At 36.6% G+C, this 22,215-nt stretch carries 13 protein-coding genes; 6 read left to right on the top strand and 7 right to left on the bottom strand.

Annotation, left to right across the window (positions count from 1 at the left end):
• Positions 1–36 precede the first annotated feature (36 nt).
• From AC1RNE_RS06885 to AC1RNE_RS06895, 3 genes are all read left to right on the top strand, one after another.
• Positions 37–2,487 (top strand): glycoside hydrolase family 95 protein, encoded by a 2,451-nt coding sequence (locus AC1RNE_RS06885; RefSeq protein ID WP_492800284.1) that lies wholly within the window; start codon positions 37–39, stop codon positions 2,485–2,487.
• 235 nt (positions 2,488–2,722) lie between these two features.
• Positions 2,723–3,589 (top strand): Rpn family recombination-promoting nuclease/putative transposase, encoded by an 867-nt coding sequence (locus tag AC1RNE_RS06890; RefSeq protein WP_492800285.1) that lies wholly within the window; start codon positions 2,723–2,725, stop codon positions 3,587–3,589.
• Between the two features lie 154 nt (positions 3,590–3,743).
• Positions 3,744–4,229, top strand: coding sequence for a DinB family protein (locus AC1RNE_RS06895; protein WP_492800286.1), 486 nt, complete (start codon positions 3,744–3,746; stop codon positions 4,227–4,229).
• Positions 4,230–4,379: 150 nt separating this feature from the next.
• On the opposite strand, the gene AC1RNE_RS06900 is transcribed toward AC1RNE_RS06895, so the two are convergent.
• The 6 genes from AC1RNE_RS06900 to carB all read right to left on the bottom strand — a co-directional run bounded on the left by AC1RNE_RS06900 (position 4,380) and on the right by carB (position 15,047).
• The gene (locus AC1RNE_RS06900) at positions 4,380–5,888 is read right to left on the bottom strand and encodes a hypothetical protein (RefSeq protein ID WP_492800287.1); all 1,509 of its coding nucleotides are present in this window, start codon (positions 5,886–5,888) and stop codon (positions 4,380–4,382) included.
• Entirely contained in the window at positions 5,875–6,426 is a 552-nt protein-coding gene (locus AC1RNE_RS06905) for an RNA polymerase sigma factor (protein ID WP_492800288.1), read from the bottom strand. The genes AC1RNE_RS06900 and AC1RNE_RS06905 overlap by 14 nt, the downstream gene beginning before the upstream one ends.
• A gap of 87 nt (positions 6,427–6,513) precedes the next feature.
• The gene (locus tag AC1RNE_RS06910; protein ID WP_492800289.1) at positions 6,514–7,767 is read right to left on the bottom strand and encodes a hypothetical protein; all 1,254 of its coding nucleotides are present in this window, start codon (positions 7,765–7,767) and stop codon (positions 6,514–6,516) included.
• 58 nt (positions 7,768–7,825) lie between these two features.
• A complete protein-coding gene (locus AC1RNE_RS06915; RefSeq protein WP_492800290.1) occupies positions 7,826–9,013 on the bottom strand; it encodes a PepSY-like domain-containing protein in 1,188 nt (395 codons plus the stop codon).
• Positions 9,014–9,208: 195 nt separating this feature from the next.
• On the bottom strand, positions 9,209–11,908 hold the full coding sequence (locus tag AC1RNE_RS06920; protein WP_492800291.1) for a CHAT domain-containing protein: 2,700 nt from the start codon (positions 11,906–11,908) through the stop codon (positions 9,209–9,211).
• A 298-nt stretch (positions 11,909–12,206) separates the two neighbouring features.
• On the bottom strand, positions 12,207–15,047 hold the full coding sequence (carB, locus tag AC1RNE_RS06925; protein WP_492800292.1) for a carbamoyl-phosphate synthase large subunit: 2,841 nt from the start codon (positions 15,045–15,047) through the stop codon (positions 12,207–12,209).
• Positions 15,048–15,492: 445 nt separating this feature from the next.
• Between carB and AC1RNE_RS06930 the strand changes: the two genes are divergently transcribed.
• Positions 15,493–16,569, top strand: coding sequence for a DUF5694 domain-containing protein (locus AC1RNE_RS06930; protein ID WP_492800293.1), 1,077 nt, complete (start codon positions 15,493–15,495; stop codon positions 16,567–16,569).
• Between the two features lie 276 nt (positions 16,570–16,845).
• A complete protein-coding gene (gcvP, locus tag AC1RNE_RS06935; RefSeq protein WP_492800294.1) occupies positions 16,846–19,734 on the top strand; it encodes an aminomethyl-transferring glycine dehydrogenase in 2,889 nt (962 codons plus the stop codon).
• Between the two features lie 169 nt (positions 19,735–19,903).
• Here the strand turns inward: gcvP and AC1RNE_RS06940 are convergent, their stop codons facing one another.
• Positions 19,904–21,712 (bottom strand): T9SS type B sorting domain-containing protein, encoded by a 1,809-nt coding sequence (locus AC1RNE_RS06940; RefSeq protein WP_492800295.1) that lies wholly within the window; start codon positions 21,710–21,712, stop codon positions 19,904–19,906.
• A gap of 226 nt (positions 21,713–21,938) precedes the next feature.
• On the opposite strand from AC1RNE_RS06940, the gene AC1RNE_RS06945 reads away from it, so the two are divergent.
• Positions 21,939–22,184 carry a DUF1456 family protein gene (locus AC1RNE_RS06945; protein WP_309914291.1) on the top strand — a complete coding sequence of 82 codons (246 nt, stop codon included), beginning with the start codon at positions 21,939–21,941 and terminating at the stop codon, positions 22,182–22,184.
• The last annotated feature ends 31 nt before the right edge of the window (positions 22,185–22,215 follow it).

Consider the following 22,215-nt stretch of genomic DNA (forward strand, 5'->3'; position numbering starts at 1 on the left):
TCAATAACAAACAAATATCTCTCAAAATAATAAATTATGAAAAAAACGTATTTTGTTTTTGCACTTTTGCTATCATCAGTAAGCTCTTTTGCCCAAAAGAACCTTACACTTTGGTACAAACAGCCTGCTCGGAATTGGAATGAAGCCTTGCCTATTGGCAATGGACGCATCGGAGCAATGATTTTTGGAAGACCCTCCAACGAATTGATTCAACTCAATGAACAAACACTTTGGTCGGGGAAGCCTATCAATCCGAACCCCAATCCAGAAGCCCCAAAGTATCTTCAACAAGTAAGAGAAGCGCTGTTTAATGAAGATTATAAAAAGGCAGAACAACTTACACACAAATTACAAGGACTTTATTCAGAGGCTTATCAACCATTGGGAGATTTGCTTTTGCAACAAGATTTTAAAGGAGAAGTAAGCAATTATTACAGAGATTTAAACATTGCTGAGGCAACTGCTAGTACACGTTTCAAAGTAGGTGATACAGAATTTACCCGTGAGTTTTTTGTGTCTGCACCTGCGCAAGTGATGGTTATTCACTTAAAAGCGAGTGCTAAAGGAGCATTGAATTTCACTGCTTCTACTACTTCACCACACCCTATTCAAAAATCTATTTTAGGGACAAATGAATTGGGAATTAGAGGTAAAACACCTGCGCATGCCGACCCTAATTATGTCCGCTATAATGAAGTTCCTGTTATTTACAAAGACTCTACAGGTTGCGGAGGCGTTCGTTTTGACTGGAGAATTAAAGTAAAATCTACCGACGGAAAAGTAACAACCAATGCAGAGAGCATCACTATTTCAGATGCCAGCGAAGCTGTATTGATTATTTCAGTAGGAAGCAGTTTCAATGGTTTTGACAAATGTCCTGATTCGGATGGAAAAGATGAAAAAGCCATTGCAGATAAATTCCTTAAAGCATCATTGCCACTCAGCGTAGATGCCCTGAAAAAAGCGCACATTGCTGATTATCAAAAGTATTTCAAACGTGTAAGCTTCTCTTTGAATGGAAATCCTGCTGTAGATTTACCAACCGACGAACGATTGATACAGTATGCTAATGGTGGTAAAGATTCTGCCTTAGAAAGTCTTTATTTCCAATTTGGTCGTTATTTATTGATTTCCTGTTCTCGTCCTGATGGCATACCAGCCAACCTACAAGGTATTTGGAATAACTCGGTTCGTCCACCTTGGAGTAGCAATTTCACCACCAATATCAACACACAAATGAATTATTGGATGGTTGAGATGTGTAATTTATCTGAATTGCACACGCCATTATTGAAATGGATTGGCTACATGGCTAAAACAGGAAAAGAAACCACTAAGAATTTTTATAATGCCCGTGGCTGGACGGTTCACCATAATTCAGACATTTGGGCTTTATCCAACCCTGTGGGTGACAAAGGCAAAGGGTCGCCTTCATGGGCCAACTGGGCAATGGGTGGTGCATGGCTAAGTCAACACTTATGGGAACATTATGCTTTTACGGGGGATAAAAACTACTTACAAAATACAGCTTATCCATTAATGAAAGGTGCGGCGATTTTCTGTGAGGATTGGCTCGTTGAAGACAAAAACGGATATTTAGTAACGGCACCCTCTACGTCACCAGAGAATGTTTTTATTACTGAAAAAGGTGAAAAAGGCTCTGTTTCTATCGCTTCTACCATGGACATGGGTATTATCTGGGATTTGTTTACTAATACGATTGAAGCCTCAGAAAAACTAGGCATTGATGCTGATTTCAGAAAAGAATTGATTGCTAAGAAAGCAAAAATGTTCCCTTTGCACATCGGCAAAAAAGGGAATTTGCAAGAATGGTACAAAGATTGGGAAGATGTTGAACCACAACATCGCCATGTTTCGCATTTGTTTGCGTTGCACCCTAGTCGCCAAATTTCCCCTCTTCGTACCCCTGAATTTGCCAATGCTGCTAGAAAAACGTTGGAAATTAGAGGTGATGACGGCACAGGGTGGAGTAAATCGTGGAAGATAAATTTCTGGGCTAGGCTACACGACGGTAACCATGCCTACAAACTAGTGCGTGAACTATTGAAATTGACAGGTATGGAAGGTACTAATTACACAAATGGTGGTGGTACTTATCCAAATCTATTCTGTGCACATCCTCCATTTCAAATAGATGGTAACTTTGGTGGTACTTCTGGTATTTCAGAAATGATTATCCAAAGTCAAGACGGACTTATTAACATTTTACCTGCTATTCCAGACGACTGGCAAGATGGTGAAATCAAAGGAATGAAAGCTCGTGGCGGTTTTGAAGTAGATATTACTTGGAAAAACAAGCAAGTAACGCAATTAGTTATCCGTTCATCAATAGGTGGAATTTGTAGTATTAAAACGCCTAATCAATTGAAATTAGCAGGAAAATCAACCTTGAAAAAAGCTAAAGCATTTGATGCTTATAATTTCCAAACGACTAAAGGAGGCGTTTATATTTTAAAGAGTTTGTAAGGTATATTATTTATTAAGTTAACAGATGGCATGACTTGGAGTCATGTCATCTGTGTTTTATAGCGAAATGCTAGTAGATGAACACTTATTTTTAAACCCTGAAAGGGTGAAATGATTATAGAATAACAATTGCAAATATCTCTTAGTTTTTCATCTTTCTTCCATTAAATTTGAGGCTTATTCAATCAAATGAATACTCAAAATTCTATTTTCTACAAAACATGATTCTTACCCTATGGAAACTTTTTACACCAATGAGCAAATTTTCATCCCTATAATCTCAGACTATGGATTTAAGGCAACTTTTGGAAATGAAACTAATACACTCTTTTTACGCAAAGCTTTACAAGCATTAATAAAATCTAAAATACCTATTAAAGAAGTTAAATTTGATAAAAACACTTTCGAGGGAATAACACCAGATGGTAGAGGCGGAATTTTTGATTTAGCTTGTACTGATGAAAATAACAATCATTTTATTGTAGAGATGCAATATGGCGAAGCTCCATATTTTGTACAACGCATGAAATTCTACGCATTGCATAAATTCAATGCGATGGTGAAACGAGGCAAATTTGATTATGGAAGACTTACTAAAATCTACTGTGTTGCTATTTTAGCAAACAATATTTTCCCTTACCCTCAATTTCATTCAGTTGCTAATCTAAGAAATGAACAAGGTGAACTTTTTGATGAACAAATGTCGTTTATTACGGTAGAATTAGATAAATTTGTTTTACAAGAGTCTGATTGTCAAACCGATTTAGAAAAACTGATATATACCATGAAAACGATACATACAGTTACAAAACCAACTCAATTCCCTCAATTTTGGGATGAAGAATGGTTGAAAATTGCTATTGATGAATTGGATAGCAGAAAAATGACTCCAGATGAAAAAGCATCCTTTGAGATACTAATTGCTCGAAATGCTGAAGCTGTAAAGGCTGAAAGTAGAAAAATCAAGCAAGCAATAGAGAAAGACAAGGTTGAAACTATTAATAATGCTTTAGAAATGGGATTAACGATAGAACAAATTGTTAAGCTAACTGATGTTTCAATTGAGTTTGTTAATAATATTGTACAAAATAATTTGAAATAATATACATAGTTTATCATGTAAACTTGAGGAGTAACTGATGGCATGACTTGAAGTCACGCCATCGTATTTTATAGAATAATTATTCCAAATATATCCCTAGCTTTCCTCCATTCTTCCTGTAAATTTAAGCCTAATTCAATCAAACGCAATAAATATGCAATTAATACCCTTCTTACAAAAAGGCTTTGCACTGTCAAATAACAGAATCACTAAGCTGGCTAGTTTAATTAATCAAGAAGAAGCCTTTTTCCGTCCTTATGATAAGGTAAATCATTTTACATGGGAACTTGGGCATGTAACTTTTATTAGGAATACCATTATCAAACTATTGAATCCGACTGAAAAGCTATCAGCTTTTGATAACGAACGCATAACCTTTGCACCAGGCACAGCACTGTTGGAGAATGAAATGTATCCGACCTTGGATAATCTAGTAGCTACTTTTCAACAAAGAGGAGAAAGAATTATAGCATTGCTTGCTGAAATAAATCAAGAAAGATGGGATACTGAAAGTCCTTATAAATTGCCAGCAGGGAATACCGTAGGCGACCAAGTTTCATTTTTCCTTCTACATGAAAATACACATTATGGAGAGATGAGTTATTTGAAGAATATTATTGTCAGATTAAGAACCGAATAATTCAAAGCTGAGGAGTGAGCCTTTCAAAAAGCACACTCCTCAACTAATATTATAACTTACTGACTTCACTGCTAAACAGAGCAACCACCATTGCTACAACTATGATTACTACACAAGCTAACGCTTTGCAGAAAAATTTTAAACAGTCTCTCATCTTAATTTGAAGTTTATCCCAATATTGAATCCAATTTTATTGGGCTTTATTAATAATAACGAATTTGAATCACTCTGCTGATTCAACGAATAACTAAAGGTCGGCTCAACAAACAAATAAGCCTTATCTCCTATCTGTCTGGTAATACCATAGGCTATATTTGCAAACCCATTTAATTGGCTAGTGCCATTAATTTTGTAAGCTCCCTCCACTCCTACATTCACATAATGTGAAAGTGATTCGCCTCTCAGAAAAGTATATTGTAATTCTACCTTAGTACCTAAATAGTAAGCAGACTGTGAATACACTTTTTTAATCTCTGCAAAACTTACATCTACGCCTGAATTGTCAGGCGACTGAACTACCAATGAATCTGTACGCACCTGATAACTAAAACTATGATTGGTTTTAGTAAAAGTCAGCCCCGTTCTAAGCTTAAATCTGTCTGATAAAGTAAATACTAAACCTGCCTGTGTGTAAAAGCCCAGTCTGTCGGCATCATCATTCACCGCAATTTTATACACATAATTAGCGTCGTTTCCATTAGCAGTGATGGTATAGTAATTAATAAGTGGCATCGCACTTACATACCATTCTAATGGTTTAGATTCTTTAAAATATACAGTAGGCTTTGGCCCACGATATCTTATTTTAGGTGTTCTAAAATGATTGGTAAACGGATGATACTCTTTTGAATCAAGTGCTGAAAGCATCTTAAAACGATTTTCTGTTACTTCATTTAATTGATTATTACTATTTACTACATTATCATTAACTGTGTTGTCGGTTCTATCTGAGAATACACCAGAACGCCCCTTTGTATTGCTTTTGTTAAAGGAATATTTCTGAGTATTACTATATGTTATATTCCCTTGTTGTTCACCAGCACTTGACAATTCACTTTGATGATTGTCTGTCGGTGTAATAGGTGGTACTTCGCCAATATAAGTTTTATTACCTTTCTTAGCTTTTGAACCTATCTGCTTTTTATACGATACTATTTCCTCTTTTTTATGGATACTTGCCCATTTGGATGCATTTATCTTTGAAGATATACCTACTGATTCTTCTGTTAATTCATTACTATTTGTAGCATCATTAGGGTTTTTAGTTATATTTTTTGATGACAAAGCACTTATCTCTTCAGTAGGTAAATCTTTCGCTATATTGTCTGATTTATTTGTTTCAACGTTACGGTTTTCATTGTTCTCACTATTTTTCTCTGCCTCTTTCGGGCTAACTACAAGCTTTTCGGCAGGCTGTTCTATCTTGGCTTCAGTATCGTTATTTATTTCAGAAGGCCATAGGTATACTCCTATGCCCGTCAGCAATAATAAGACAGCCACTGCGGCAAATTGCCAATAAGGTATTTTCCTTGCTGGATTAGCAGGAAGTTGAGGCTCTATAGCTTTCCAGAGTTTGTCGTTTGGTTCTGACTCAAAATCAAACAAGTTATCTCGGAAAAGGTCCTCAAAAGGATCTTTATCTTTATCAAGTGCGCTCATAGCTGATAATTCCCAGTTGTTTTAGTTGCTTTCTAAGCAGTTCTTTTGCTCTTGAAAGCTGTGATTTTGAAGTATTCTCGCTCACACCCAACAGCTCCCCTATCTCTGCATGATTATAACCATCTATCACATAGAGGTTGAAAACCATGCGGTATCCATCAGGCAATTGGTTAATCAGCGCAAGAAGTTCTTCGCTTGTAAGAGTTGATAATAGGTTGGGGTAATCATCATTGCTTAGTACAATATTTTCATAGTCTGTATTTTGTTGAAATTTTAAATTAGCATGATAATAATTGATGGCAGTATGTATTACCGCCTTTCTAACCCAAGCACCTACGGCCTTGGGGTTTTCTAGGGAATGAATATTATTAAATATTTTCACAAATGCTTCTTGGTAAATGTCTTCGGCTTCCTCGGGCGTGCGAGTATAACGACGACAAACACCCATCAACTTACTTTTATACAGGTTATAAAAAGCAGTTTGGGCTTTGCGGTCGTTTTTTTGGCAGGCTTTGACTAATTCCTGTTCGTTGAGCATTTAGTGAGTTTTATTAAATGATGAATTGTTTAAAGAGAATACACCATTTATACAAAGTTTATGGGCTGCCTCTTTAAAATTTATCATTTATTTTTTTATTCTTATGGTAAAATTGGCTTTCAGTATCTCTCCATTGGTAGTAGTAATAACATACTTAAATTGATCCGTATACTCTTTGCCATCTTGTTGTTTAAGCTTATACAAAAGCTTTTTGTCTTCAATGCGTATCATTCCATAAATGGGTTGGGTTTCAATAGTTATACTTTTTACACCTACACAACTAGCCAGATATAATCTGTAAGGAAGTTCAACCTCTGAACTTTGTACTTGACTAGCCGACAATTCCATTTCTCCATTTTTTATATAAGCCTTACAAGCAGGAATTGTGCGAATCAATATTTCGACAAACATTTTTTGTGGATTATTCCCGTTTTTGTCATAAATGGTATATTCTAACAAATCGTTAGCTTCTTGCTTGATTGTCTGGCTGTATTCAATTTCTGAATTGGCATTTACAGTTGCCTTACCAAACTGTGGATTTATCGAAACCTTTAAACTTTTTATATCATAATCATCACAAATTTTATCGTTTTCCAACACCTTTATTTTCTGTACAGAAGTATCGTATTTATCCACTACAATCACATCGGGAATCAAAATATTTTTACACCACGTACCTTCTACATCAACCCTCACGCCGACAATCCTACAAACTGGATTACTCCCGCCCGTGCATATTTGATAAAAGAAAATATCATCTTGGTTGCCACTACTCGGTGTATAAACAATCTTATTTTTGATGATTTCTACCGTTCCAAAAGCAGGTTTGTCTAAAATGGCTAATGAACTAGAATCCACGATGGCATTACAAAAACGGTCGTTTTTCAATACATCCAACACCGTTGGCGTATTTACTTTTACCGTAAAGAAATCTGGAATGGCTCCAGCATTACACGGAATCTTATTGTTATCAGAAGTAATATTTACTTTTATAGTATCGCGTTTAATCGCGTTGCCATTTGTCATCTTATAAATCAGCAATTCAGATACTTCGTTTTTCGTAGAATCTGATTTGTAAATTAGATACCCTGTTTTTGAAAAAGAATATTTGCCATATTGAGGCGCACTTTCAATTTTAATGGAGGTATATCCTGATGATTTCAATAGTACTTTAAGATCAATAGCAATAAAATTATTAGGGGGTGTGTAATAATTTTTTGTATCAATCAACGAAATAGTAGTTGTGGTTGGTTTTATAGCGGGCTCGACTTCAATAATTTCGTCGCACGCACAAACCAAACATAACACCATCATAAAAAATATTCCTACAAAAATTCTCATATTGTTTTCAAAACAGAACAGTTGTGGTTAGTCATTCCTACAACTGTTCTGCCTTTTACTATTTATCTTTTTTAGCAGCTATAAAAGCTCCGTCCTTATCGAAATAAACATAGTATTTGTCTGTACCAAAGGTAATAACCACTAAATAAGCCTGTGCTACATCGTTATTTAATGTAATGCTTCCTTTACTGAATACCCAGCCAACATATACTTTATTTAAATAGTCTTTAATTACTTGCGGAAGGTCATTGGCAGATGCAATGCTCTTTTCTTCAAATTTAGGAACTGTTGGTAATTTCGGTTCTAAAACACTGATAAATTTACCACTTCCATCAAAATTGAGGGTAGCAATTTTACCGTCTTTTGAAATAGCCACCGTATAAGAATCTGGCAAGGTATCTTTTAAAATAACAATCCCTTTCTCATACTTCCATCCCGAATAATTAGTACTAAGATAATCTTTAATTGCTTTGGGTAGCTCTGAATCCTTCAAAGTTTTAACTTCAAGCTTCGGCAATTTCAATTTTATCGCGTTCTTACTTTTCAACGTACCTGCACCATCAAAGGTTAATTCATACAACACATCGCCAATTTTAGCCGAAACAAAATAACTCTTCGTTCCATCAGCATTAGTTTTTACAAACGCCCTTTCAAATTCATAGCCGCTCAACTGACTTTGAATATTGGCTGGTAAATCTGTCAAACTCACTGAATACGTTTTAGGCGCATTTTTTGGATCAGGCTTTTGACTTTTCGGTTCTGTGAAAGAAGCCACAAAAGTACCCGTAGCATCGAAGAGTAACGTTATTCTTTGGTCATTGAAAACTATCAAAATTTTGTAAGCATCCTTACCATTGGCATCTTTCCCTACTGCTACTTTTTCAAGCTTATAACCTTTGTAATTCGTTTCAAGATATACCTTGATGGCATCTATCAAAGCAGCTTTAGTAGTATCTGCCTTGACGGTATAGGTGCTCAAAATTTTGCCTGTAGCCGAAACTGTAGCTTCGTGGGCAACACCATTTACTGAAAAATCGCAACCATATACTTTATTTGAATCTATCGTTGTTACTAAAAGTTCTGTAGCCGTTGGGTAATCTTGTTTAATTACTGCCGAAACCTTGGCCACTGCTGCCGCATTGGTTGTTGTTTGGCTTTGGCTCTGTTGATCAAGATTTATGTTTTCTTTACAGCTCGTTAAAATGCCCGTCAATGCGAATGCAATGACAAAAAGGATTTTTTTCATAATTTCACACAAATTTGGATTACACTTTGATTGAAAAGTTAAAACTGTTTCCCCTGATTTTTTGATCAGGAAAGTCAAGGGAAGATTTGAGATGCATTTCAAAGAGATAGACAACCCAACCTAATAAAAGGGTTGCATGAACCAAAAATAATTTGCAAAAGAAGGGAAAGAAAAAGCTGTTTATCAAATACTTAGTTAGCTCTTGATAGTAGGACGTTTAAATTTCTTCCAGCCTATAAAAGCCAGTATCAATAATACTATAACGCCCAGCACATACCACATAGTATAAGATGAATTTAAAGCGGAGGCATCGCCCACCAATACGGCTCCTGCCCAAAAAGTAGGTAATTGGTTTTCGCCTGTTTGACTTTGCAAGAAGGCTATTTTAGCCTTTTGTAGGGCTACGTCTTTGGTAAGACCTTCAGACAAGTATTGATAAAATAATTCATTTAAGGAATAGGTGGCTCTGTTTTCCACACTCCAAAGCGTTGTTAAAGTAGCAGGAATGCCTAATGTGGCAAAACCTCTGGATAAGCTCAGAATGCCTTCGCCCGTGGCATTTCTGCCTACTGCTGTCTTACAGGCTGATAATACCAATAATTGCGTTTTGAATCTGTTCAATACCCCCAATTCTGATAGCTTTAAGACAGAATCGGCAAAGTAAATCATCGGTTCTTGGTCGCTATCATCTGCTTGGGCGTGGGTGTATAGATGCACAATCTGATAATTATGGGCATTATCAAAGAATGTTTTTTTGTCTGCAGCTTGATTGATAAAGGTTTTCCCGAAATAGAAAAAGTCGGACACTTTTGCTAACGACTTCTCCGAATCAGTCAGTTCTGTTTGGTTCAAGTTTTTCTGATAACCTACAGGCGCCATTCCAAAGAATTTCTTTGTCAAAGAGAAACTTTCGTTGCTGATATTTTTCAATAAAAATTGTACCGAATAGGTATAGCTAATCGCATAGTCTTTCAGTAAATATTCAGATTTTCTTGAAGACTTACTCATGGCTTCAAAAGGTAAAAAATATCCATCTTGTGCGATGATTACCCTACCTTTGGGGACATCTAGTTTCGCAAAAAGTTGTTGATACAATTGATTTCCTACTTTCAAAAAACCAGAGAAATCGGCATTAGCTTGTTGATTATCGGCACAGTATTTCAAAAATGCTTTTGAATTTTCTTCATAGTTAACCAACGAAATTTTCTGTAGATAGGCTTGGTCTGGCAATACTTTCATGGCATAGATGGCATCGTTGCCTACAAAATATTCTACTAAGCAAATGTCTTCCTTCGTAAACTGTGCAGGTTTTTTAAGGTATTTTTGCACATCCGCTAAGCAAGCCGTCGTGGTATCGTATTTATACTGATAGTAAGTTGGGTTTTTAAGCTCAAGGCTTTTAATAAAAGCTGCTTGCTCTTCCTGAGCCTCTAATAACTGATTTTGTAAGGTTGTATTTTTAGCATTGTTACTATTTTGTCCTACCAGTTTAGTATTATACTCCGTGATTTTTTGTTGTAGCGATTTCTCTTTTTGTAAATCTTCGGGCGAAAGTTGTTGCTTAGCACTTAGTTCATTCAGTCGGTCATTTAGCAAGACGGCTTTACTTTTCTCGAAAAAATAAAATGCTTTTTCGTAGTTCTTTAATAGGTAACAGGTTTCAATAGCCTGTTCATAAAGATGATGTGTTTTGTTTCGCCAATAAAGCTTCGATTCCGTGCCTGCGTGTTCAAAACGCATTAAGTCTACCAACTGATCGGCTACGATGTAGGTTTTCAAGGCATTTCTTAAATAATCTTTTCGCTGGGTGGCTTTGTGATATTCCAGCCAAGTATCTGCTTTATCTTGCAGGGTAGTTAATAAATAAGATTTAAAGTCGGCCGCTTGTAATGATTTGATAGAAGGAATATCTGCTAGTTGTCTCGATTTAAAGCCGATTGGTGCTATTTCAAAGGCTTTTTGATAATATTCAAACGCTTTTGGATAATCTTTTTTCTTCCAATACACCGCCGCAATATCATCATAGATAATTACTTTCATGTAGGCATTATCCATCGTTTGCAAGGCCATCAAATAGTTTTGTAGGGCTTGGTCATAGTCTTGCAAATACTGATAATAGGTAAACCCAATGTCTAAAAAATTCAAAGAGTAACTATAGGTATTGTTACTAAGCTTGTAAAGTTGTTGGCTTTTCCGATAAGATGAGATGGCTTCCTTGTAATGTTGTTGAGCCGTATATAATTGCCCTGCCCAATAATAGGCATAGGGTAAATAACCAAGGGGGTCTTTTTCTTCTAATAATTGTATTACTTCTTTCAGGTTATCACTCGCCTTATCGATTTGTGACATCATCGTGAGTGTCTTTACTTTTTCAATCAAACTAAAGGCTAATCCTTCATGATTTTTGGTTTGTTTGCCAAAGCTAATGCCTAAATCTACGCTACTGATGGCCTTTTCAAAATCGCCCATTTTACTGAAAATATTGGCTTTTTGGGCATAGGCTTTTGAGAGATAGTTGGTTTTTTCGAGATTAGTTTTGGCAATGGCAATACACTTATCTAGCTCATCTAACGATACTTGGTAATGCCCTAGTTGATTTTCATAGCGAGCTAAATAGAAATAATTAACTTCTAAGCTAAAATGGTTAACATTTCCTCTGCCAGATTGATTGATTTGAATGGCTTTTTTGGTATAGATGATGGCATTATCATAATCTTTATCGTTCGCATAACAATCAGCAATATTTTTAAGAATTGACGTATAAACCGAATCTTGACCAAAACATTTTTCGCTCTTTTTTAACAATAATAAATAGCTTTTTTTTTGTTGAGTAGGTGCTAGTTTTGAGATTTTTTGAAGGGCATTAATGGTTTCATTGCGTGAAGGACAATCCACCTTCGACAAGTAGGATAAGAATAAAATTATAAGGGATAAAATAGCTTTTCTGAACACCAAAGTAATATTTTAAGGTTTTAAAGAGATAATAGGGGATTAAATTAATACTTAAAACCAAGAAAATAATCATTTCAAAAAACTAATTTTCACTTAAAAAAATAAACCCTAGTCCAATTTTCAAGACTAGGGTTTACTATTTATCAACAAGCCTGATAAGCGAAAAATAATCAACTTTAATGAAGTATTATTAAAACAATACTCCTTACAAAGTCACTGCTACAGACCTACTTCTTATCATTTATTTTGACAAGTATAAATTACGTTCTCCGTAAACTTTGCGGAAGAAGTCATCTTTTAATGAATCGATGAAGTAAATTGCTTCACCCGTCGATTTCATTTCTGGTCCTAATTCCATGTTTACATTCGGGAATTTATTGAACGAGAACACTGGAATTTTGATTGCATATCCTTTCTTCACTGGATTGAAAGTAAAGTCTTTTACCTTCGCCCCTAGCATTACTTTGGTAGCATAATTTACATAAGGTTCTTGGTAGGCCTTACAAATAAATGGTACCGTACGTGATGCACGAGGGTTAGCTTCGATGATATATACTACTTCGTCTTTAATCGCAAACTGGATGTTCAATAAGCCTACTGTACGAAGTGCCACCGCGATTTTCTTAGTATGCTCTTCTATCTGGCGAATCACGTTTGGCGATAAATCGAATGGAGGTAATACTGAGTGTGAGTCACCTGAGTGAATCCCCGCAGGCTCGATATGTTCCATGATTCCGATGATATACACATCTTCGCCGTCACAAATAGCATCTGCTTCTGCTTCGATAGCATTTTCTAAGAAGTGGTCAAGCAAGATTTTATTGCCCGGAATGTCTCTTAGAATATCTACTACGTGTTGTTCTAGTTCCTGTTCGTTGATTACAATCTTCATCGACTGTCCACCCAATACATAAGAAGGACGAACCAATAAAGGATAACCCAAAGAGCGACCCAATTCTACGGCATTGTCTGCGTCTTCGCACACCCCGAATTTAGGGAAAGGTATATCGTTTTGTTGTAATAAAGTAGAGAACGCTCCTCTGTCTTCTGCTAAATCTAGGGCTTCAAACGAAGTACCGATGATTTTGATGCCGTGCTTAGTAAGTTTCTCTGCTAATTTCAAGGCAGTTTGTCCACCCAATTGTACGATTACTCCTTCAGGTTTTTCATGCTGAATGATTTCGTAAACGTGTTCCCAGAAAACTGGTTCGAAATATAGTTTATCAGCAATATCAAAGTCTGTCGAAACTGTCTCAGGGTTCGAGTTAATCATGATGGCTTCATAACCTGCTTCTTTAGCAGCCAAGATTCCGTGTACACATGAATAATCAAATTCGATACCTTGACCGATACGATTTGGCCCTGAACCTAATACTACTACTTTTTTCTTTCCTGTTTTTATTGACTCATTATCCAGCGTTTCTGAACCTTGCGAGAAAGTTGAGTAGAAATAAGGTGTTTTGGCTTCAAATTCTGCCGCACAAGTATCTACACATTTATATACACGCTTGATACCCAAGCTATTTCTTTTCTCAAAAACTTCTGATTCTAAACAACGTAGAGAGTAAGCAATCTGACGGTCGGCAAACCCTTTGTGTTTTGCTTCTTCCAATAATTCTTTTGGAACTGAGCTTAACGTATATTTCTCTAACGTGTTTTCAACTCTTACTAAATCTTCAATTTGGTATAAGAACCATTTGTCGATTTTAGTTGTCTGCTGAATCGTTTTGAAAGAAATACCCATTTTGAAGGCATCATAGATATGGAATAGACGATTCCAAGATGGATTTGCCAAAGAGTGCATAATGGCATCTTGGTCAACCAATCCCTTGCCATCTGCTCCTAAACCATTACGTTTGATTTCAAGTGATTGACAAGCCTTTTGAAGTGCCTCTTGGAAGTTACGTCCAATACCCATTGTTTCACCAACAGATTTCATTTGTAAGCCCAACGTTTTGTCAGCACCTTTGAATTTGTCAAAGTTCCAACGTGGTACTTTTACTACTACGTAATCAAGTGCTGGCTCAAAGAAAGCCGATGTTGTACCTGTGATAGCGTTTGTCAATTCATCCAAGTTGTAACCAATCGCCATTTTAGCAGCAATTTTCGCAATTGGATAACCTGTTGCTTTAGAAGCCAAGGCAGAAGAACGAGATACACGTGGGTTGATTTCGATAGCGATGATGTCGTCGTTTTCTGGATTTAAAGAAAACTGAACGTTACATCCACCCGCAAACTGACCGATAGCGTTCATCATTTTGATAGCCATGTCACGCATTTTCTGATAGATTGTATCAGGCAATGTCATGGCTGGTGCTACCGTGATTGAGTCTCCCGTGTGAATACCCATTGGGTCGAAGTTCTCAATCGAACAAATGATGATTACGTTTCCTAAATTATCACGTAATAATTCTAACTCATATTCTTTCCAACCCATGATAGACTGTTCTACTAGTACTTCGTGTGTTGGCGATGCATGCAAGCCTTTGTTTAAGGCAGCATCAAAATCTTTTGGATTGTTTACGAAACCTCCACCTGTTCCGCCCAAAGTGAATGAAGGACGAATTACTAATGGAAAACCTGTTTCTTGTGCAATCTCTTTACCTTCCAAAAACGAACGAGCAGTGCGTCCTTTACAAACGCCTATACCAATTTCAATCATTTTCAGACGAAACTTCTCACGGTCTTCCGTTGTCTCGATTGCCTTGATATCAACACCAATAATGCGTACACCATATTTTTCCCAAACACCCGAAGCATCACAGTCGATGGCTAAGTTCAAAGCCGTCTGCCCTCCCATTGTTGGTAAAACAGCATCTATTGGCATGCCTTCAGCTTGGTGTTTTTCTAAGATTTCGATGATTGAATTCTTATCAAGGGGTTTTAGATAGACATAATCCGCATTAAGTGGATCAGTCATGATTGTAGCGGGATTGGAATTAATTAAAGCAACTTTGATACCTTCTTCTCGGAGTGAACGAGCTGCCTGCGAACCTGAGTAGTCGAACTCGCAAGCCTGACCGATGATAATTGGACCTGAACCGATAATCAAAACGGACTTGATGGATGAATCTTTTGGCACTTTTTGTATTAGTTTTTGAGTTGGATAGTTTTAATTTAAAGACATTCTTTAAGGTATTTACTTCCCAATGTTCTATGATAAGAACAATATCCAAGAATTAAAAAAATTAAAACCACTGATTTTGGAAAGCGATTTGGGTAATTTTTGAAGAGATACTTAACTCGGAGACTAGCATAATGGATAACTATTAACGAATAACCGATAACGTATCCCCAAAAATTGTACAAAGGTAATAGAAACCAACGAAAGTAAAAGGCTAAGATTTCAATTTAAGGATTAATTAAATTTATTCTTTCCTTAATTATATTTTTACAAATCGCTATTATTGGATTTATCCAAGACGCTCTACTTTAAAAATTTATATTATATACTTAAAATATGATATTAATCTAATAAACTTTATCTTTGCCTCATGAAGTGCATTTTAATAAACATATTTTTTCAAATGAAAATCACATTCTTACTTTTCATAAATTTTTTATTTGTTTTAAATTTTGACGGCCTTTCCCAAAAAAAGGTAGAAATATTATTAATTGGGACTTCGCATAACTACGAACTTAACGTAACCAATGATTTTGATTATGTAAAAGAGGCGGTTAGGAACTTCAAACCTGATATTTTTTGTACAGAATACCTGTCAAAAGACAATGAATCTCAATCTGTGATTGAGACATATTATGGCGAGCGCATGACTCAGAGAAGAGATTTACTACTCGCCAAAAAACCCATAGAAGAAAAAGATATTCCAGAAATCATTAAAAAAAGTTATAAAACCTTAAAGGCAAATCCCGATTCTAAACAAGCTAGAGTAGATTTAGCCCATGCTTTGTACCTCAATGAAGATTTAGGCAATGCCCATTATCAGATTTATCAATTGATGAAAGCTGATTTAAACAAAGAAGAAAGTGACTATTTGAGCAATACATTCGATGTGAAAGATTCTCTTATCAAATATACCTGTCGTAAAAATAACGAATATACTAACCTTGTTTTTCCTTTGGCTGATGAATTGAACATCCAAAAACTATATGGTTTCGATTGCCAGCGCTTTGACCCTCTTTGGAATATAGCTTGGGAAAAATCAGATAGCCTTTATACAGCGTTTGAAGATAAATTAAAAGCAGATACCAACGATTTAAACAGCAAGAAGTCGTTGAAGACAATAGATGCTTTTATGAAAGAATATTATGCAAGTCAAAAAAGACTAAGAGCAGCCTATCAAGAAGGAACGCAAATTCATTTTTTTAATACCAAAGAGTTTGATGACCTCGCTGAATGGGGAGATTTTTTAAGAGAAGATATTTATCAATTAGAAGATTTTCCGTTGGAGGCCTACCAAGAAAAAAGAAAATATTGGCAACAACGGAATGAGCAAATGGTACAAAATACCCTAAAGGCCGTCAAGCAAAGTAAAGCTAAGAAGGTAGTGGTTTTTGTAGGAGCTTCGCACAGAAGGCTACTTGCACAAATGTTTGAACGCAATCCTAACGTAAGTGTTAAGACAATCGACCAAGTTAATTAGTCATCTTTCATATTAAATTTTTCAAATAAGGCTTCTGTAGAACACAGAGGCCTTATTTTGTATTATTCCATGATTAACTATATTATATTTAATTTCATTTAAACTTTGAAACATTTTTTGTTAACCTCCTGTTTTTCAAATAATTCAATTCCAGTTATCTGAGCGAATTGAACAGGTTAATTTAAAGGAAGCCGATATTTTATCTTTCGTGTTTCCAATAAATTATCATTAAATTTGCAGCATATTCAAAGTATTAAGACTATTTTTCCTTCTAAAATGAAAATAAACTTTCAGTATCAAGAAAAATTTGAGAATCGCCACAACAATTCAAATGTTGCAGACCGTGAGGAAATGCTCAGCACTATTGGGGTTGATTCTATTGAAACACTCATCAATCAAACTGTCCCTGCTGCCATTCATTTATCTCGTCCACTGAATCTTCCAAAGGCAAAATCTGAAGCCAAATTTTTGAAAGATTTCAAGAAACTATCACAATTGAACGACACTTACAAGTCTCATATTGGGATGGGTTATTACGATACCAATACACCAGCCGTTATTTTAAGAAACATTCTTGAAAACCCGGGTTGGTATACAGCTTACACGCCCTACCAAGCAGAAATTGCCCAAGGTCGTTTAGAAATGTTGTTGAATTACCAAACCATGATTATTGATTTAACTGGAATGGAAATTGCCAATGCTTCTTTATTAGACGAAGGTACGGCGGCGGCGGAAGCCATGACGATGCTTCACGGACAAAGAAAAGCTGGAAAGAAAAATGCTGAAACCATCTTCGTTTCTGAACATTGTCATCCACAAACAATCGATGTACTGAAGACAAGGGCATTGCCATTGGGTATTAAATTATTAATTGGCGACCACCGCTCTGTTGACTTAACCCAAGAAGACATCTATGCGATGGTATTGCAATATCCTGCCTCAGACGGACAAATATTTGATTATACAGATATTATTGCCTCGGCTCATGAACTAGGTATCAATGTAGTAGTGGCTTCTGATTTGCTAGCCCTTACTTTATTGAAATCACCAGGTGAGATGGGTGCTGATGTAGTAATTGGTACTTCACAAAGATTTGGTGTGCCTATGGGTTTTGGTGGTCCACATGCTGCCTTCTTTGCGACAAAAGAAGAATTCAAACGTCAGATTCCGGGTCGTATCATTGGTGTTTCTGTAGATGCTGAAGGAAATCGTGCATTGCGTATGGCTTTACAGACGCGTGAGCAACATATTCGTCGTGAGAAAGCTACTTCAAACATCTGTACCGCACAGGTATTATTATCAGTAATGGCTTCGGCTTATGCTATTTATCATGGGCCAGAAGGCTTGAAAGCTATTGCAGAAAGAGTACACGGTTTGACAAAATTAACAGCACTAGCTTTAGAAAGTTTGGGCTATGATATTGAAACAGATTCATATTTCGATACTATTAAAGTGAGAGTAGGCGAAAATGAAAAGCGCTTGAAAATGGAAGCTGTAGCCAATGGCGTAAACTTTCGTTATTACGAAGACTATAATTATATCGGAATCTCTCTGGATGAAACTTGTACGGTAGAAGACGTAGAGACGATTGTTTATATTTTTGAAAAAATCGGCAGAAGAGAAGTAGAAGTTGCTACGCTGTTTGATAAAGTAGACTACGCATTCGATGAGTCGCTAAAACGTACTTCAACGTATTTAACACATCCAGTATTCAATAGTTATCATTCAGAACATGAAATGCTTCGTTATTTAAAAGCATTAGAAAACAAAGATTTATCAATGGTACATTCCATGATTGCTTTGGGTTCTTGTACGATGAAATTGAATGCTACTACCGAAATGATTCCTGTTACTTGGGCTGAATTTGGTAACGTGCATCCGTTTGCTCCGAAAAATCAAGTTGGTGGCTATACTCAGATGATTAGTGAATTAAACGATTGGCTTTGTGAAATCACAGGTTTCTCAGCGATGTCGTTCCAACCAAACTCTGGCGCACAAGGTGAATATGCTGGTTTGATGGTAATTCGTGCTTATCACGAGTCTCGTGGTGATTTCAACAGAAATATTGCTTTGATTCCTTCGTCTGCACATGGTACCAACCCAGCGTCGGCAGTAATGGCGGGCATGAAGGTTGTCGTAACCAAATGTGATGAAAACGGAAATATCGACCTTACAGATTTAAGAGCTAAGGCTGAACAATATGCTGCAAACTTATCATGTTTGATGGTGACATACCCTTCAACACATGGCGTTTTTGAAGAATCTATCAAAGAGATTTGTGCGATGATTCATGAGTTTGGCGGACAAGTATATATGGACGGCGCTAATATGAATGCTCAGGTAGGCTTAACGTCGCCAGCTACGATTGGTGCTGATGTTTGCCACTTAAATCTTCATAAAACATTCTGTATTCCTCACGGTGGTGGTGGTCCAGGCATGGGGCCTATCGGTGTGGCGAAACAATTAGTACCTTTCTTACCAAGCCATGCTGTCGTAAAAGATACTGGTGGAGAATTAGGTATTACAGCGGTTTCTGCTGCTCAATTCGGTTCGGCATCTATCCTTACTATTCCTTATGCATACATTGCGTTGATGGGTGGCGATGGCTTGACGCGTGCTACTGAAACTGCGATCCTGAATGCTAACTATGTAAAAGCTCGTTTAGAGGGATACTATCCTGTACTTTATACAGGTTCGCAAGGACGTTGTGCCCACGAAATGATTTTGGATTGTCGTCCTTTCAAATTATCTGCAGGTGTGGAAGCAGAAGATATTGCTAAGCGTTTGATGGATTATGGGTTCCATGCTCCAACGCTTTCATTCCCTGTAGCAGGTACATTGATGATAGAACCGACTGAATCAGAATCAAAAGCTGAATTAGATCGCTTCTGTGATGCCATGATTGCCATTCGTGAAGAAATTCGTGAAGTAGAAAATGGTCAGGCGGATAAAGCAAACAATGTATTGAAACACGCACCACATACACAGTCGGTAGTGTTATCAGAAACATGGGACAGACCATATACACGTGAGAAAGCAGTATTCCCACTTCCGTATGTGAAAGCTACTAAATTCTGGCCAGCAGTTTCAAGAATTGATTCAGCTTATGGCGACCGTAATTTGGTTTGTAGCTGTTTGCCTATCGAAGAATATGCACAGGCTTAAAGCTTGAATTTTCCAACCTCACCCCCAACCCCTCTCCTTCAGAGAGGGGAGCTTTAAGTACCAAGGTCCGCTCCTCTTCTCTGAAGGAGAAGGGGCTGGGGGATGAGGTTATTTTACAGAATAATATTTGATTATAAAACTTTTCAGACAATCTCTTTTTATTAATACCTCACCGCAGTATAGTCAACGTACCATTATATTGAAAAATGGGATGGTCTGGATACAGGATAATTTTATAAATATAAGTACCTTCATATAATTGATTTCCCGAGTTTGTTCCATCAAAAGGCGCATAATTCCCTTTGGAATAAAATACTACATTTCCCCATCTATCATAAACATATATTTCGGCATCAGGATAATTGTTGATACCAGATAATTCCCATTTATCGTTTTGACCATCTCCATTAGGAGAAAAAGCGGTTGGCACGTATACTTTGTCGTAAACTAGCACAGCGATAGAATCTTTGGCACTACACCCTCTGGGACTGGTTGCTAAAAGTGTATATCGAATACTCTGACTGGGTGATGCAACAGGATTGGGAGCATTAGGATTATCAAGGTAATTCCTTGGCAACCATGCATAGGTATAGTCTGAACCGATATAGCCCTTCAATGTTACGCTATTTCCTTTGGCTAAATATATATCATTGCCTAAATCTAATTTGGGAAAGGCTTCAATATAAACTTCTTGGCTAAGCTCGCCATTTAAACAGCTCAACACTCCATTTATTTTATACTTAATAACGTGCTTACCAATACCTGCTTTTTTATAATCAAATACTGTAGCCGTTGTGTTATCAATCGTAAAAATACCTCCAGACGGAGAGCCTTTTAACGTAACAGGCTGATGTTCTGTTCCACAAACAGAAGCAACGGTTTCCATTGAAGTAGACGAGCTATTAAAAAAAGCTATTTTAACAGGTGCTGAAGTATCATTACAATTTAGTTCGTCGGTTACTTTTAGGGTATAATCTCCGTTAGTCCTTACTTGTATGTCTTTGTCGGTACTAATACTGTTTCCATTCAAAAACCAATTATAGTTAGTTAGTCCTGTTGGCCCTTTCAAGGTTACTAAATCTCCTTCACAAAATTCTGTTCTGTTTGGGTCATTGGTGATAGTTGCCTTGGGGGCAGCAATGGTAATTGTAACTTTCTCAACAATTTCAGGACAAGCTCCCGTATTAGGTACGGCATAGGAAACTTCATGCTTGCCTACTCCTGCGACAGCAGGGTTAAAAGTACCTAATGTTTTATCCGTCACTCCTATTCCTCGATATTCTCCGCCAGCGGGAGAGCCTTGAAGATTGAAAGGAACAGTATTTAGCCCGCAAATAGTGGGCACTGTATTTAACTGAACGACAAGAGAGGAAAAATAACTTAATGTATAAGGCTGTGACTCAGTAGTACATCCATTCTGATCAGTAACATGGAGTTTATAGGTTCCTTTTTTTTTAGCTGTTATAAAAAGCCCATCATCTTTTAAAATAGTACCCTCATATTCCCATTTATAAAAAGCTGTCAGTGATTGGTTGGCATCTAGCCTTACTTCATCGCCTTGACAAATCTGATTGACATTAGGCACAGGCGTGATAATTGACTGTGGTGCAGGTAATATAACTACATCTAATTGTTTAGAATACATTACCACACCGTTTACATCTATTACCTTTAGCCTATAAGGCAAAGCTTCGTTGTGGCTAAGTGATGGATTATTGGCAAAAGGAACAGCAGACCAGCCATTATCACGAAGGATTTCCCAAGAGTAGAAAACGTAGTTAGGATTCGGGTCTATGTATACCCTAATTTGTCCCCCTGGACAAAGACCAGCCGCATCTTTTTTTAAATCAAAAGCATCAAGTACCTGCGATTTAGCCTGCTGTGAAAAACTCAGCAAGACTATCATGAAAGTAAAATAAATACGCAATGCTTTTTGAAGATGAAACACTCTGTTGATGATTTTTCTGTTTGGAGGCAATTTATACCTAATAACAAATTTGGCTATTCCTAAAAACGACTGGCAGTAATAAATATTATCAATCGTCTGACTTCTACCAGATTGAAAATTAAGTAATTAAATTGATTAATTACTCATTATCAGCTTTCGGATTCAAAATTAATCATCCTATAGAAAGAAAGCAACTTGAAAAATGAATAGAAGGCGGTAACTTTGCTGATAGAAATAATCATTAAGCAATCATTCCATGTCTAATAACGATATTTTAAAAAAGCTAAGGGTAGCTCTTCAATTAAGAGATGACCAAATTGTAGATATTCTAAAATTGGTAGATTTCAACGTATCAAAAGCAGAAATTGGTGCTTTGTTCCGCAACGAAGACCACCCAAATTTTAAACCTTGTGGAGACCAGATTCTAAGAAACTTTTTGAATGGCTTAGTAATTCATTTAAGAGGTCCTAAAGAAGACAAAAAGCCATCGCCAGTAAAGTAATAGCTTATTAGTAAGTAATCTATGCACAACA

The organism is Arcicella sp. GW822-FHT02H01 (assembly GCF_058802005.1).

Bases quoted from the DNA above. Each gene is read 5' to 3' on its own strand.
- AC1RNE_RS06945 (WP_309914291.1), top strand. From the start codon at position 21,939: ATGTCTAATAACGATATTTTAAAAAAGCTAAGGGTAGCTCTTCAATTA.
- AC1RNE_RS06915 (WP_492800290.1), bottom strand. From the start codon at position 9,013: ATGAAAAAAATCCTTTTTGTCATTGCATTCGCATTGACGGGCATTTTA.
- AC1RNE_RS06895 (WP_492800286.1), top strand. From the start codon at position 3,744: ATGCAATTAATACCCTTCTTACAAAAAGGCTTTGCACTGTCAAATAAC.
- AC1RNE_RS06890 (WP_492800285.1), top strand. From the start codon at position 2,723: ATGGAAACTTTTTACACCAATGAGCAAATTTTCATCCCTATAATCTCA.
- gcvP (WP_492800294.1), top strand. From the start codon at position 16,846: ATGAAAATAAACTTTCAGTATCAAGAAAAATTTGAGAATCGCCACAAC.
- AC1RNE_RS06885 (WP_492800284.1), top strand. From the start codon at position 37: ATGAAAAAAACGTATTTTGTTTTTGCACTTTTGCTATCATCAGTAAGC.
- AC1RNE_RS06930 (WP_492800293.1), top strand. From the start codon at position 15,493: ATGAAAATCACATTCTTACTTTTCATAAATTTTTTATTTGTTTTAAAT.
- AC1RNE_RS06900 (WP_492800287.1), bottom strand. From the start codon at position 5,888: ATGAGCGCACTTGATAAAGATAAAGATCCTTTTGAGGACCTTTTCCGA.
- AC1RNE_RS06910 (WP_492800289.1), bottom strand. From the start codon at position 7,767: ATGAGAATTTTTGTAGGAATATTTTTTATGATGGTGTTATGTTTGGTT.
- AC1RNE_RS06905 (WP_492800288.1), bottom strand. From the start codon at position 6,426: ATGCTCAACGAACAGGAATTAGTCAAAGCCTGCCAAAAAAACGACCGC.